This is a genomic window from Mycolicibacterium llatzerense (genome assembly GCF_025331195.1).
GTDB classification, from domain to species: Bacteria; Actinomycetota; Actinomycetes; order Mycobacteriales; family Mycobacteriaceae; genus Mycobacterium; species Mycobacterium llatzerense.
In genome coordinates this window covers 145,759-159,751 of record NZ_LXOV01000012.1, presented here as the reverse complement: position 1 = coordinate 159,751, position 13,993 = coordinate 145,759, and the positions used below count along the sequence as shown (strand labels likewise).

General features: G+C 68.9%; 12 protein-coding genes and 1 riboswitch. Of the genes, 1 reads left to right on the top strand and 11 read right to left on the bottom strand.

Translation table 11 applies throughout. The features are described 5' to 3' along the window. Positions 1 to 80: 80 nt before the first annotated feature. Complete coding sequence (locus A7G45_RS15640) at positions 81 to 2,177, top strand: VWA domain-containing protein (protein WP_260938493.1); 2,097 nt, start codon at positions 81 to 83, stop codon at positions 2,175 to 2,177. Positions 2,178 to 2,277: 100 nt separating this feature from the next. Here the strand turns inward: A7G45_RS15640 and gcvP are convergent, their stop codons facing one another. The 11 genes from gcvP to secA2 all read right to left on the bottom strand — a co-directional run bounded on the left by gcvP (position 2,278) and on the right by secA2 (position 13,973). Next, positions 2,278 to 5,148, bottom strand: a complete 2,871-nt coding sequence (gcvP, locus tag A7G45_RS15635) for an aminomethyl-transferring glycine dehydrogenase (protein WP_260938492.1) — start codon at positions 5,146 to 5,148, stop codon at positions 2,278 to 2,280. 160 nt (positions 5,149 to 5,308) lie between these two features. Next, a riboswitch (glycine riboswitch) is annotated at positions 5,309 to 5,406 on the bottom strand. A 124-nt stretch (positions 5,407 to 5,530) separates the two neighbouring features. After that, positions 5,531 to 6,157 (bottom strand): MerR family transcriptional regulator, encoded by a 627-nt coding sequence (locus tag A7G45_RS15630; protein ID WP_260938491.1) that lies wholly within the window; start codon positions 6,155 to 6,157, stop codon positions 5,531 to 5,533. 271 nt (positions 6,158 to 6,428) lie between these two features. After that, complete coding sequence (locus A7G45_RS15625; protein WP_043399863.1) at positions 6,429 to 6,923, bottom strand: bifunctional nuclease family protein; 495 nt, start codon at positions 6,921 to 6,923, stop codon at positions 6,429 to 6,431. A 52-nt stretch (positions 6,924 to 6,975) separates the two neighbouring features. Then, a complete protein-coding gene (gene ftsR / locus A7G45_RS15620) occupies positions 6,976 to 7,710 on the bottom strand; it encodes a transcriptional regulator FtsR (protein WP_043399860.1) in 735 nt (244 codons plus the stop codon). A gap of 16 nt (positions 7,711 to 7,726) precedes the next feature. Further along, a complete protein-coding gene (gene garA / locus A7G45_RS15615; protein ID WP_043399857.1) occupies positions 7,727 to 8,203 on the bottom strand; it encodes a glycogen accumulation regulator GarA in 477 nt (158 codons plus the stop codon). A 199-nt stretch (positions 8,204 to 8,402) separates the two neighbouring features. Then, a complete protein-coding gene (gcvH, locus tag A7G45_RS15610) occupies positions 8,403 to 8,798 on the bottom strand; it encodes a glycine cleavage system protein GcvH (RefSeq protein WP_043399855.1) in 396 nt (131 codons plus the stop codon). A gap of 60 nt (positions 8,799 to 8,858) precedes the next feature. Next, on the bottom strand, positions 8,859 to 9,662 hold the full coding sequence (locus A7G45_RS15605) for a DUF881 domain-containing protein (protein WP_043399853.1): 804 nt from the start codon (positions 9,660 to 9,662) through the stop codon (positions 8,859 to 8,861). 42 nt (positions 9,663 to 9,704) lie between these two features. Then, complete coding sequence (locus tag A7G45_RS15600; RefSeq protein WP_276555237.1) at positions 9,705 to 10,103, bottom strand: small basic family protein; 399 nt, start codon at positions 10,101 to 10,103, stop codon at positions 9,705 to 9,707. Beyond that, positions 10,069 to 11,010, bottom strand: coding sequence for a DUF881 domain-containing protein (locus A7G45_RS15595; protein WP_260938490.1), 942 nt, complete (start codon positions 11,008 to 11,010; stop codon positions 10,069 to 10,071). Before A7G45_RS15595 ends, A7G45_RS15600 begins: the two co-directional genes overlap by 35 nt. Next, positions 11,007 to 11,618, bottom strand: a complete 612-nt coding sequence (locus A7G45_RS15590) for a CDP-alcohol phosphatidyltransferase family protein (RefSeq protein ID WP_043399846.1) — start codon at positions 11,616 to 11,618, stop codon at positions 11,007 to 11,009. The genes A7G45_RS15595 and A7G45_RS15590 overlap by 4 nt, the downstream gene beginning before the upstream one ends. Positions 11,619 to 11,627: 9 nt before the next feature. Then, a complete protein-coding gene (secA2, locus tag A7G45_RS15585; protein WP_043985695.1) occupies positions 11,628 to 13,973 on the bottom strand; it encodes an accessory Sec system translocase SecA2 in 2,346 nt (781 codons plus the stop codon). Between the last annotated feature and the right edge of the window lie 20 nt (positions 13,974 to 13,993).

Sequence of the window (13,993 nt, the reverse complement as noted above, 5' to 3'; positions counted from 1 at the left end):
ATCGTTGATTAAAATTCGGCGGGCCCACGTCTTGCGACGCGGGTCCGCCGATTGCACGCCGACACCAGGAGCAGACACCAATGGGTAGGCACAGAGCTCCCGACGACGAGTCACCCGACGACGAAGTCTCCGACTACGACGCGTTGTCGCCGGACATCCCGGAAGCCGACGAATCCGCCACCGGCGCTCCGGGGTTCCGGGTGCCGGACGACTGGGCCGAGATGCACGGGATGCCGCCTGCTGCCACCGGGCCTGCTGCCACCCCAGCTGTGCCCGCCCCGCCCGCCGGCCCCGGCGACCGGTACGAGACCGATGAGCCCGACGCCGACTACGGCGATGCCGACTATTCGGACCAACCCGACCTCACCGGATCCGAGAGCGTCACCCAGGCGTTCCCGTCCGTCCCACGCCGGGCATCGGTCCGCGCGCACAGCGGCGACTGGGAGGGTGGTGAATGGACCGGCAGCCACCGGGCCATCGCCACCAAGCGCCGCGGGGTCAGCGTCGGCGTCATCGCCGCCCTGGTGACCGTCGTGGTCGTGGTCGCCGCGGTGATCCTCTGGCGCTTCTTCGGCAGCGTGCTGTCCGACCGCAGCCGGGAGGCTTCGGCGCGGTGCGTGTCCGGCTCGGTCAGCGTGCCCGTCATGGCCGACCCGTCGATCTCCGATCAGCTGGGCTCGTTGGCCGGCAAGTACAACCAGTCCGCCGCACCCGTCGGCGACAAGTGCGTCAAGGTCGAGGTCAAGGCGACCGATCCGACCGCGGTCGTCGACGGTGTGGTCAACAAGTGGCCGTCGAACCTGGGACCGCGCCCGGCCCTGTGGGTGCCGGCCAGTTCGGTGTCGGCGGCCCGGCTGGTGGCCGGTGCCGGTGACCAGGCGATCAGCGGTGAGGCGAAGTCGCTGGCGACGTCACCAGTGCTGGTGGCCGTCCGGCCGCAGCTCAAAGATGCCCTGGCCCAACAGAACTGGGGCACCCTGCCAGGGCTGCAGACGACGCCGACGGCGTTGGACGGCCTGAGCCTGCCGGGCTGGGGCTCGCTGCGGCTGGCGCTGCCGACCGTCGACAACAGTGACGCGGCCTACCTGGCGGCCGAGGCCGTCGCCTCTGCCGCAGCCAATGGCGGCCCGGCGAATGCCGGTGCGGGCGCCGTGCACCGGTTGATGGCCGCGCAGCCAAAGCTCTCCGATCCCAAGGTCTCGACGGCGCTGGACGCGCTGATCTCCGCGAGCGACCCGGCCACCGCGCCGGTGCACGCGGTCGTCACCACCGAACAGCAGCTCTACCAGCGGTCGCAACACACCGACAACGCCAAGGGCAAGCTGGCGGCCTGGCTGCCGCCCGGCGCACCGGCGGTCGCCGACTACCCGGCCGTGCTGCTCGCCGGCGAGGGTCTGTCGCACGAAGAGGTCACCGCGGCGAGCGAATTCGAACGCTTCCTGCGCAAGCCCGAGCAACTCGCCGAGCTGTCGAAGGCCGGCTTCCGCGTCGACGGTGGCGATCCCCCGAAGAACGACGTGGTGAGCCTCGGCGCACTGCCCGACGCCCTCGCGATCGGCGACACCAACACGCGCGCCACGCTGGCCAACGCTGTCGGTGGCACGTCGAAGAGCGCCGCCGTGACGATCTTGCTGGATCAGTCGATGCCGATCAGCGACGGCGCCAAGACGCGGTTGGGCAACGTGACCACCGCGCTGATGGACCGGCTCAAGGCGATGTCGCCCAACAGCTCGGTGGGTCTGTGGACGTTCGACGGCGTGGCGGGCCGCAACGAGATTCCGGTGGCCCCGCTCAGCGAGCAGGCACACGCGGCTCAGCTGATCTCGAACCTGAACAACCAGAGCTCCTCGGGCGGCGGTCACGTCTCGTTCACGACGCTGCGCATGCTCTACGGCGACGCGATGTCGAAATATGTCGAGGGACAGCCCAATTCGATCCTGGTGATCACCTCCGGCCCGCACACCGACCAGTCGCTGGACGGTCAGGGCCTGCAGGACTACATCAAGTCGGCGTTCGACGCCGGCCGCCCGGTGGCGATCAACGTCATCGACATCGGCACCGACTCGGACGGCTCGACCTGGCAGGCCGTCTCGCAGATCACCGGCGGCACGTACACCGGCGTGCCCACCTCCGCGGCTCCCGAACTGGCCAACGCGGTCGCCGCCGCACTGCCCTAAATAACCCCTCGCGAGCGTGCGTGTCTGCGCACGACACGCTGCAACTTACGTACAAAAACGTCCCGCTCAGAGGCTCTGAGCGGGACGTTTTTGCGCGGACCTAGGCAAACGCCTCGATCGGCGGGCAGGAGCACACCAGGTTGCGGTCGCCGAACGCACCGTCGATGCGACGGACGGGCGGCCACACCTTGGGGCGGAAGCCCTTGCCCAGCGGGTAGGCGGCATGTTCGCGGGTGTACGGGTGCTTCCACTCGTCGACCAGCAGGCACTCGGCGGTGTGCGGCGCGTTGTGCAGCGGGTTGTCGTCCGCCGGCCACTCACCGGAGCCGACCTGGTCGATCTCGGCCTTGATCGCGATCATCGCGGCGATGAAGGCGTCGACCTCGGTAAGGCTCTCGCTCTCGGTGGGCTCGACCATCAACGTGCCGGCCACCGGGAAGCTCATGGTCGGCGCGTGGAAACCGTAGTCCGCCAAGCGCTTCGCCACATCGTCGACGGTGACGCCGGTGGCCTTGGTGATGGCCCGCAGGTCCAGAATGCACTCGTGCGCGACCATGCCGTTCTCGCCCGTGTACAGCACCGGGTAGTGCTCATCGAGGCGGCGGGCGATGTAGTTGGCCGACGCGATCGCCGTCAGCGTCGCGGCCCGCAGACCGGCCGCGCCCATCATCCGGATGTACGCCCAGGTGATCGGCAGGATGGACGCCGAGCCATAAGGGGCCGCCGACACGGTGTGGTCGTCGGCGAGCTCGGCGGCCAGCGGGTGGCCGGGCAGGTACGGCGCGAGGTGCGAGCGGACCGCCACCGGGCCGACGCCCGGACCGCCGCCGCCGTGCGGGATGCAGAAGGTCTTGTGCAGGTTCAGGTGGCTGACGTCGCCGCCGAACTTGCCGGGGCGGGCCAGGCCGACGATCGCGTTGAGGTTGGCGCCGTCGACGTAGACCTGACCGCCGGCGTCGTGCACCGCGGCGCAGATGTCGGCGACGTCGTGCTCGTACACGCCGTGCGTGGACGGGTAGGTGATCATCAGCGCGGCCAGGTCACCGGCGTGCTCGGCAACCTTGGCGCGCAGGTCATCCAGGTCGACGTCGCCGTTCTCGCGGCACGCCACGACCACGACCTTCATGCCGACCATGGCGGCCGACGCGGCGTTGGTGCCGTGCGCGCTGGACGGGATGAGGCAGATGTTGCGCCCGGCTTCCCCGCGGGCCTCGTGGTAGGCGCGGATGGCCAGGAGCCCCGCGTACTCCCCCTGCGATCCGGCGTTGGGCTGCAGCGAGACCGAGTCATAGCCGGTGATGCTCACCAGCCAGGACTCGACGTCGGCGATCAGCTTGCGCAGCCCCGGGGTGTCCGACGCCGGGCCGAACGGATGCTGCTGGGCGAACTCGGTCCAGGTGATGGGCTCCATCTCGGCGGCCGCGTTGAGCTTCATGGTGCACGAACCCAGCGGGATCATGCTGCGGTCCAGCGCGATGTCCTTGTCGGCCAGCGAGCGCAGGTAGCGCATCATCTCGGTCTCGGTGCGGTACCGCGAGAACGCCGGGTGGGTGAGGAATTCCGAAGTGCGGGTGTGGATTTCGGGGCCGGCCCAGTGGTGGCCGCCGCGGGTCGCGCCGAACGCGGCGAGCACCGCGTCGACGTGATCGGCGGTGGTCGCCTCATCGCAGGACACCGAGATGTGGTCGGCGTCCACCAGCCAGACGTTGATGCCGCGCTCCTTGGCGGCCGCCTGCACCTGCTCGGCCCGACCCGGCACCTTGGCCAGGACGGTGTCGAAGAACGCGCCGTGCACCACCTCGACGCCGGCCTCCTTCAGGCCCATCGCCACAGCCAGCGCGTGGCCGTGCACCCGGTGCGCGATCGCGGTCAGCCCGCGCGGGCCGTGGTAGCTGGCGTACATCGCGGCGATCACCGCGAGCAGGACCTGGGCGGTACAGATGTTGCTGGTGGCCCGGTCCCGGCGGATGTGCTGTTCGCGGGTCTGCAGGCTCAACCGGTAGGCCTTGGCGCCGTCGGCGTCGACAGAGACGCCGACCAGACGGCCCGGCAGCTGACGGGCGTGCTTACCGTGCACGGCCAGGTAACCGGCGTGCGGCCCGCCGAATCCCATTGGCACACCGAAACGTTGCGTGGTGCCGAAGGCCACGTCGGCCCCGATCTCACCGGGCGGGGTGACGAGCGTCATCGCCAGCAGGTCCGCACCGAGGGCGACCAGCGCGCCGCGCTCGTGGGCCTGCGTGACCAGCGCGGACCAATCATTGACCGCACCGCTGGCACCCGGCACCTGGGCGATGACGCCGAAGAACTCGCCCTCGGGCAGGCCGTCGCGCAGGTCGGCGGTGACGATCTCGATGTTCAGCGGTTCGGCGCGGGTGGCCAGCACGGCGGCGGTCTGCGGGTAGACATCGACGTCTACGGCCAGGCGGCGGCAGTCGCCCTTGACGGCGCGGTGCATCAGCGTCATCGCCTCGGCCGCGGCGGTGGCCTCGTCGAGCATCGACGCGTTGGCGATCTCCATGCCGGTCAGGTCGGTGACCATGGTCTGGAAGTTGAGCAAGGCCTCGAGGCGGCCCTGGCTGATCTCCGGCTGGTACGGCGTGTAGGCCGTGTACCAGGCCGGGTTCTCGAGAATGTTGCGGCGCAGCACCGCCGGGGTCAGGGTGTCGAAGTAGCCCTGGCCGATCATCGACACCGCGACGGTGTTGGTGTCGGCCAGCGCGCGCAGCTCGGCCAGCGACTGCTCTTCGGTGGCCGGGGCCTTCAGTTCGTCGAGGCCGGGAGCCAGTCCGGCGCCCGACAGCGCGTCGAGAATGCCCGCGGGCAGTGCCTTGGCGGCGAGCTCTTCCAGGGAGTCGACGCCGATGACCCCGAGCATGGTGGCCACCGCGTCGGCGTCCGGACCGATGTGCCGGTCGACGAAGCGAAGCTGGTGGTGCTCAGCAGAGGAACGAGACGTGCTGTCGGTCATGACGGCCTCTCCAGACGTTCAGGCTCGGGGCAGACATGCCAGGCGAACCGCTTGCGGTTCCTCCCCCTCTGTCGTCGGTGCCTGAGAGATTCGGCCCGACGATGGTCGGCCTTTCCCCATGGGCGGGCGAGGCACAGCTCGCCGCTTTCCAGAGGCATCGGGCTCCGGCGCGGTCCGGGGGCCTGAGAGGTTGATGGAGAGGTATTGCTCCTTCGGCGTCCATGGCTGGCGGCCACAGAACTCTCCCGCGTCGGGTCGATGCGCGCGCCAGTCTACCGGTGGTTCGCCACGGGCCGCTCATAGTCCCCCAGAGGGGGTGCCCCCAAGCAAACTGCCCCTCTCCATGGGAAAGGGGCAGTTCGATGTCTGCTGGTGAGTGGCCTCAGCCGATCTTGCGGTCGCGCTGCTTGCGCCGGGATGCCAGCTCGTCCTCGGGTGCGGCGATGGACTCGCCGCCGTCGGCCCGCTCGCCCGGGAAGTCGGCGATGGCGCCCGTCAGCTCGCGCATGGCACCCGAGACCGCGATGCCGAACACGCCCTGACCGCCCTGCAGCAGGTCGACGACCTCTTCGGCGGAGGTGCACTCGTAGACGGTGGTGCCGTCGGAGAACAGCGTGATGTTGGCCAGGTCGTGGACACCGCGCTGGCGCAGGTGATCGACCGCGACGCGGATGTTGTGCAGCGAGATGCCGGTGTCGAGCAGGCGCTTGACGATCTTGAGGACCAGGATGTCCTTGAACGAGTACAGGCGCTGGCTGCCGGAGCCGGCCGCGCCGCGGATCGACGGGACGACCAGCGAGGTACGCGCCCAGTAGTCCAGCTGGCGGTAGGTGATGCCGGCGATCTGGCAGGCGCTCGGCCCGCGGTAGCCGACCAGTTCGTCGGGCACGGATTCATCAGGGAACAGGCCTGCCTGCACCGGCATCGGAGCCGGCGTCGGGGCGGCCTGCTCAGGCACGCCGTTGGTCGTCAGGTCCAACTGCTCTTGACGTGGCGTGTCGTCGCCCACTGCCTGATCCTCTCGCCGATCGAACTAACCCTGCCTGGCGGCCATTGCTGCTCGGCGGGCATGTCCGCTGCTCGAATGTGTCGAGCATACGCTTCCCGCCGGGCCACTTCAGCCCATCGGCGGCGAGCCGCCGATCAGACTGTTGCCAGAACGAGGAAAGTATGTGGCGCGGATTCGTCGAATCTGCAAACGGCGCACCGCGTGTCGACGCCTGCTGACCTAACTGAGACGCATCCGTGACAACGCCCCGACGGACGTTCCCCCGGACCGGTCAGGTGGCCTTGAAATCATCCGGCGAAATGCTGTCGAGGAACTCCTTGAACTTCTCGACCTCGTCCTCGCGCACCGCCCCCGACGGCTCCTCGTCGCTCTCGTCCGGGATCAACAGACCGGCTTCGGCCAGCACCGCTTCCTCGACGTAGATCGGCACGCCCATCCGCAGCGCGATGGCCACCGAGTCCGACGGCCGCGCCGACACCGTGATGTCGCGGTCGAACACCAGGTCGGCGTAGAAGGTGCCTTCCTGCAGATCCACGATGCGCACCTCGCGCAGTGAATGACCAAGCGCGGCAATCAGATCCCGGATCAGGTCGTGCGTGAGGGGACGAGCCGGCGAGACGCCCTGCTGTTCCAGCGCGATGGCCGCAGCCTCGGACTGCCCGATCCAGATCGGCAGGTACCGATCACCGTCTGATTCGCGGAGCAACAGCACGGGTTGGTTCTGTGGCTGCTCCACCCGAATGCCGACCACACGAACCTCGCCCATCTGCGTCTGCCCTCCGCAATCCGTGTGCCATCAACGAATTCGAGTCTAGTCCTCAGCGATCGAGAACGTCGCGCACCGCAGACTTGATCAGCGAGGTATGCAGCGTGATGGCGAGCGCCGCGACCTCGCGGGCCAGTTCGTCGGCCCGGTCGCGGGCCCCGGCGTTGCCGGCTTTGCCGATGGGCCCGGCGATCTGGGCGATGAGGTCCGACTGCCGGTCGGCCGCGGACCGGAAGGCCCGCAGGTGCCGCGGCTCGACGCCGTAATCGCCCAGCGCGTGGGCGCATTGAGCGATGACCACGGCGTGTTCGTCGAAGAACCCCGCCGGGCCGGGAATGATCACGCCGCTCTTGACCAGCGCGGCGAGCAGCTCCGACTTGATGCCGGAGCGCTGCAGCAGATCCTCGCGGCTGAGCCGGACCTGGGCAGGCGCGACATCAGCTGGGCCACCGTCTTGGTCGCTGTCGAGATCGGGCACCAATTTCGGTACGCCGTAAGCGGATCCGTTCGACGGCAGCGCGCCGTCGGCCTGGGCATCCAGCTGGGCCTTGATGACCTTCAGCGGCAGGTACTGATCGCGCTGCGCGGACAGGATGAACCGCAGCCGCGCGCAGTCATAGGCCGTGAAACGACGGTAGCCCGACCCAGTGCGTTCAGGCGTGACCAGACCTTGTTCCTCCAGGAACCGGATCTTGGAAATCGTCACATCCGGGAAGTCTGGTCGGAGCAGATCGAACACCGCTCCGATCGACATCCCGGCCACTGCACTGCGGTCGGGCTGCGTCATGTACTGACCGCCGGCTCTAGCCAGCCGAGCTGTCGTCGGCCTTGGGGCCGGTCAGGAACACCAGGCGGAACTTGCCGATCTGGACCTCGTCCCCGTTGGCCAGCACCGCCGAGTCGACGGGCTCGCGGTTGACGTAGGTGCCGTTGAGGCTGCCGACATCGACCACCTGGAATTCACCGGACTCGAGCCGGAACTCGGCGTGCCGGCGGCTCACCGTCACGTCGTCGAGGAAGATGTCGCTGTCCGGGTGACGTCCCGCCGAGGTACTCGGCTGATCCAGCAGGAACCGCGAGCCGGCATTCGGCCCGCGCTTGACCACCAGGAGGGCCGAGCCCACCGGCAGTCCTTCAACTCCGGAGACGGCACTGGTGCCGCTCGTCGAAGCCGGGGCGTCGAGCTCATTGAGGAAGTCCGCACGGAAGACCGATGTGGTCTCCACCGTTGTCTCCTCGGACCCGAAATCAGTCCCCGAACCGCTGTCGTTATCCGTCACGCGCTGCTCCTCTACTGGCTGCTGTGGCGCTCTCTTGCACGACCAGCCGGCAGTCCTGCCAGCAGTCATCGATGTCGCATACGTCCCACTATTGACCGTACCGCGCGGCGCGGGCGAGTGTGCCCGCCACCGCCGGATCCGCCGAGCCGACTTTGGTGTCGCCGCGGCCGAACCGGACCGCAGCACCCTAACAAAGGCGTTACTCGTCCAGGGTCGCCCGGTAGCCGTCAGCGTCGAGCAGACCCGCGAGCTGGCTGTCCAGTTCGGCCGCGTCTGCCTGCAGTTCGATCAGCCAGCCGGCGTCGTAGGGATCGGAGTTGACCAGGTCGGGCGAGCCTTCCAGATCACCGTTGACCGCAACGATTTTCGCGGCGATCGGGGCGTACAGCTCCGAGGTCGTCTTGGGCGATTCGACCTCACCGAACACGTCGCCGGAGGCCAAGGTGGTACCGACCTCGGGCAGATCGACATAGACCACGTCACCCAGCGCGCCCTGCGCGAAATCGGTGATTCCGACGCGCACGGTGCCCTCGCCGGTGCGGCGCACCCATTCGTGCTCGGTGGTGTACAGCAGATCGGCTGGCGTTTCGCTCACGACGCTCCTTGAGTGTTGGTGGGGTACATAGGATACGGCTCGATTACCGCGGCCCGGCGGCTACTTGACCGGCTGAGCGTATTGGCGCGGTTTTGCCTGCCGCAAGGCAGTGACGTCAATCGTGTCGGCCTGTTGCACGGTCATTGTGCCGCCAACCCGCTTGACACTGTCCATCGCCCCGCCGGGGATGTTCATCGCGGCCGCCAGGGTCGGCGGATCACCAATGGCGAGAATCGAATAGGGCGGGTTCATGGTCACGTTGTCGACCACCAGCGCGCCCGCGGCGCCGGTCACCCAGGTATCGACCCCGACCCGAACCGCGGTCTGCTGATCGCCCCGTCCGGACCGGATCTCCATGGCCTCGGCGCCGGCCGCGCGCAGCTCGTTGATCACGTCGAGCAGGGTCTCCGGCGAGACGCCGGGAGCGATGTCCTCGATGGTGATGGTGACGCCCGGGCCGGTGGCCGCGACCGTCCCGATCAGGATCGACAGGGCACGCAGCCGGGCCTGCGCGTTCTCGATGGCGGCCTGGTCGCTGTTGCCCGACGCCTGCAGCGCCGACAGCGTCTTCTGCAGATCGGCCACCTCGGTATTGAGGGACGCCTCGCGCTGTTGCAGCGAGTCGAGCAGCACCAGCAGGTCGGCCGGCCGGGCGGTGTCCAGCGCGTCACCCGATTCGGTCTGGCGCACCTGCGTCGCGATCGCCACGCCGAGCAATACACAGAGCAGGACGGCCAGCGCACCGAACATCAACTGGGACCGGGTGCGCGGCAGCCGAGCGGGGACACCGTCGGGCAGCTCGTGCCGGCCGTGATGTTCGGCCACGGGTTCGGCTTCGCCGTGGTGCTGTTCGTCGTCAGCCATGCCGTGGTTCTTCCCGTCGCTCCGCTCGCCCCGGCTCCACCGTCACGCCCCGAACAACCGGCGGCGCAGGGCCGCCGCGTTCCCGAAGATCCGGATACCGAGCACCACGATGATCGCGGTGGTCAGCTGCGTGCCCACACCCAGTTGGTCGCCGACGTAGACGATCACCGCGGCGACCAGGACGTTGAAGACGAACGAGATGACGAAGACCTTGGCATCGAAGATGTTCTCGAGGTAGGCCCGCAGTCCCCCGAACACCGCGTCCAGCGCCGCGACGACGGCGATCGGCAGGTACGGCTGGACCGCTTCGGGCACGCTGGGGTGGAAGATCAACCCCAGCACGATGCCGACCACCAGTGCCGCGATCCCGATCACGTGCGCATACCCAATCTCAATTCGGCCCCAATCACTTTGGCCCACTTTGCCTGGCGAAGTTGACATCTCGTACTGATGCGGCCGACACCGTCAGCCGGTCCCGGGTCTGCACGCTGATGCCCACCCCGTACGACGCGGCGAGCAGCGTCAGCCGCTGCATGGCGGGAGTGTGCTCGAACACCTCCTGCATGGCGTGGGGCGGCCCGATGGCGACGACCACATAGGGGCTGGCCACCGGCTGGTTGTCGACGAGGATGCCGCCGCCGGCCTGCCGCATGGTCACGTTCGGCCCGATCCGCACGCCGCCGACGGACACCGCCTCGGCTCCGGCCGCCCACAACGAGTTGACGGTCAGTTGCAGGTCGCGGTCCAGGATGGTCTGCGGGCTGCCGGCAACCCGTTGTTTCGACACGTCGGACAGGTTGGGGCTCGGCGGGGGTTCGGTGACGGTGACGGTCAGGCCCGGGCCGGTCACGGCGGTCACGCCGGCACCGAACTCGGCCTGCTCCAGGGCGGCCAGCAGTTCGCGGCCCTGCGCGTCGCCGGCCAACCGGCTGCGGCGCGCGGCCTCCACCTCACCGGCCAGGGCGTCGCGGGTGGCGGTGCTGTCGCGGGTCCGCCCTTCGGCGGTGCGCGCGTTGGCGGACAGGACATGTTGGGTCTGGGTGGTGGCCGGGGCCATCGACACCGCGTGCTGCGCCGCCGTCCCGAACACGACCGACACCGCGGCGACGCCGACCAGCAGCCAGGCACCGTCGGCGAGACGGGAGCGTGTCCGTCGGGCACTGTCGCCGGACGCCTGGCGGCGCTCCGCCGCTGCGGCATAACCGGGATCCAGATGGTCGGTGAGCAGCGAGCGCAGCAGCGACGGCACCGGAATCCGGACCGGCTCGTCGGCGACGTGACTGTTGCGGCCGGCTTCCGGCCGGTAGCCGCCCAGTGCCCGGTCCCGGGGTGTCCCGGCTTCCGTCACGCCGCGGACCTCGCGACCGGCGGCAGTTCCCGCAGCACCATGGTCACCTGGATCAGGTACAGCACGGCGGACCACAGATACATGGCCATGCCCCAGACGAGGAACGCCCAGCCGCAGGCCAGCACCACCCGGCTCCAGGCGTCCGGCCACTGTCCCAGCAGCACCAGCGGGAATCCGGACATCAGCGCGAACGTCGCGGCCTTGCCGATGTAGGTCACCGGCAGCGCGGTCAAACCTCGGCTGCGTACCAGCGGCAGGGTGGCCGCCAGCACCAGGTCGCGGCCGATCAGGGTCAGCACGATCCACCACGGGACGACGTGCGCGATCGCCAGCGCGACCGGCACGACCAGCATGTAGATCCGGTCGACCAGCGGGTCCAGCAGTTCGCCCAGCCGCGACGACTGGTTCGGCACCAGGCGCGCGATCTTGCCGTCCGCCCAGTCCGAGAAGCCGCTGAACATCAGGATCGCGACGGCCCAGCCATTGGCGTGCACCGACAACAGCAGGTAGAGGAACACCGGGACCAGCAGCAACCGCAACGCGCTGAGCGCGTTGGGAATCGTCAGCACCCGGTCGCTCGAATCGGCTTCCGGGCCACTGGTGCTCATGGGCTAAACCTAACGGAACACCCCGGGCAGGCTCAGCGCTGCCATCGTGTCGTCGGCCAGCGGGTTGTCGTGAATCATGTACGTCCACGTCGATGTCGGGCGGGCCAGCTTCGACAGATCCAGGCCGGGCTCGTCCTCCAGCACGTTGGCGGTCTCGAAGGTCTGCTGCGCGGCCTCGATGGCGTCGGCCGCCAGCGATGCGAACGCGTCGACCGCCATGCGGTGGAATTCGTCGAGCGGGTCCTGACGTCCCAGCGCCCGCAGGTGGATGCTCTCGCGGATGTCGGACAGGTAGGCCAGGTGGTCGGCCCAGCCGCGGTCCAGGTGGTACAGCATGATCATCCGGCAGATGCGTTCGAGCTCGTCCTCGCCGACCTCGTCGGCCAGTTCCTGGTACCGGTCCGGCGTCAGCTCCTTGAGTTCGTCACGCGCGGTTGTGGTGCGCAGCAACGTCTCTCGGCGTTCGACGATGATCGCGCGCTGCTGCGCGGTGAGCTGGTTGTAGCGCCAGGTGTTGGCGTGCACGTCCAGCAGCCGGCCCTCGGCTACGCGCTGGGCGTGCTCGAGCATCTGGCCGGCACGGTCGCTGACGATCCGGCCGTCCTCGTCGGTCTGCGTCGGCAGTTTCTCGGGCTCCAGGTGCGAGACGACGACGTCGTCCTCCCAGCTGGAGAAGAACACCGACGAGCCGGGGTCGCCCTGGCGGCCGGCGCGGCCGCGCAGCTGGTTGTCGAGGCGTTCGGTGTGGTGCCGGCCGGTGCCGATGACGTGCAGGCCACCGAGTTCGGCGACGGCGTCGTGGTCGGCTTCGTCCGATCCGCCGAGCCGGATGTCGGTACCGCGGCCGGCCATCTGGGTGGAGACGGTGACGGTGGCGAGCTTGCCCGCCTCGGCGATGACGGCGGCTTCTTCTTCGTCGTTCTTGGCGTTCAGCACGACGGCGGGCACGCCGGCCTTGACCAGTTTCGCGTGCAGCTCTTCGGATTCGGCGACGTCGCGGGTGCCGACGAGCACCGGCTGGCCGGTCTCGTGGATCTGCTGGATGTGCTCGATGACGGCCTGGTTCTTGGCGGCCGCGGTGATGTAGACGCGGTCGGCCTCGTCTTCGCGGATGTTCGGCGTGTTCGGCGGGATCGGCGACACCCCGAGCCGGTAGAACTGGCGCAGCTGCTCACCGGCGGCCAGCGCGGTACCGGTCATGCCGCACACCGTCGGGTAGCGGCCGATGAGGGCCTGGACGGTGATGGTGTCGAGGACCTCGCCGGTCTCGGTGGTCTCGATGCCTTCCTTGGCCTCGACCGCGGCCTGCAGTCCGTCGGGCCAGCGCTGCAGCGACGCGATGCGGCCGCGGGAGGCGTTGATGAGGTGAACGGCGTTGTCCCGCACGATGTAATGCACGTCGCGCTGCAGCAGCACATGCGCGTGCAGAGCCACGTTGACCTCGGTCAGCGTGGTGCCGATGTGCTCCTCGGCATACAGGTCGATGCCGCCGAGGGCCTTCTCGAGCTTGCGCGCGCCCGCGTCGGTCAGGTGCACGTTGCGCCGGTCGGCGTCGGTGTCGTAGTACTGCAGCGAGTCGTCCACGCGGTTCTCAGAGGTCATCTCCCCGACCAGCCGGATGATCTCCATGCGCGGTGTCTCGCGGTGGGTGGTGCCGGCGAGCACCAGCGGCACCAGCGCCTCGTCGACCAGCACGGAGTCGGCCTCGTCGATCAGCGCGACGTCGGGCCGCGGCGACACCAGGTCGTCGACGTGGGTGACCAGCTGGTCGCGCAGCACGTCGAACCCGATCTCGTTGACCGAGGCGTAGGTGACGTCGCATTCGTAGGCGGCGCGCCGTTCGTCGGCCGTCGACTCGGCGGTGATCCAGCCGACCGTCAGGCCCATGGCCGCCAGCAGCGGTCCCATCCACTCGGCGTCTCGGCGCGCCAGGTAGTCGTTGACCGAGATGACGTGCACGTGCCGTCCGGCCAGCGCGTAGCCGGCCGCGGCGATCGCGCCGGCCAGGGTCTTGCCCTCACCGGTGGCCATCTCGACGACGTCGCCGGCCATCATGCGCAGCGCACCGAGCAGCTGCACGTCGAACGGGCGCAGGCCCGTCGTCCTTTCCGCCGCCTCGCGGGCGATGGCCAGGAACTGCGGAATGTCGGCGGCGTCGGCAAGCTCGGACAGTTCCAGCAGCTTGGCTGCCTTGGTGACCTGCTCGTCGTCCAGCCCGGCGGCCTTGTCGTCGAACTCCGCCGACGCCTGAACCTGATTCATCGACCGGTTCTGGTTCTTGTCGGTGGAAGCACCGAGCAGCTTCCAGAACTTGCTGCTCAGCCGGCCGGATTTCGCGGTGCTGGTTTTCGCCACAGGTCAAAGGTACCGGGCCG

What these genes read in the sequence shown, in the direction of transcription:
- A7G45_RS15640 (WP_260938493.1), top strand. Translation starts at nt 81, where the DNA reads ATGGGTAGGCACAGAGCTCCCGACGACGAGTCACCCGACGACGAAGTC.
- gcvP (WP_260938492.1), bottom strand. Translation starts at nt 5,148, where the DNA reads ATGACCGACAGCACGTCTCGTTCCTCTGCTGAGCACCACCAGCTTCGC.
- A7G45_RS15625 (WP_043399863.1), bottom strand. Translation starts at nt 6,923, where the DNA reads ATGGGCGAGGTTCGTGTGGTCGGCATTCGGGTGGAGCAGCCACAGAAC.
- ftsR (WP_043399860.1), bottom strand. Translation starts at nt 7,710, where the DNA reads ATGACGCAGCCCGACCGCAGTGCAGTGGCCGGGATGTCGATCGGAGCG.
- A7G45_RS15605 (WP_043399853.1), bottom strand. Translation starts at nt 9,662, where the DNA reads ATGGCTGACGACGAACAGCACCACGGCGAAGCCGAACCCGTGGCCGAA.
- A7G45_RS15600 (WP_276555237.1), bottom strand. Translation starts at nt 10,103, where the DNA reads ATGTCAACTTCGCCAGGCAAAGTGGGCCAAAGTGATTGGGGCCGAATT.
- A7G45_RS15590 (WP_043399846.1), bottom strand. Translation starts at nt 11,618, where the DNA reads ATGAGCACCAGTGGCCCGGAAGCCGATTCGAGCGACCGGGTGCTGACG.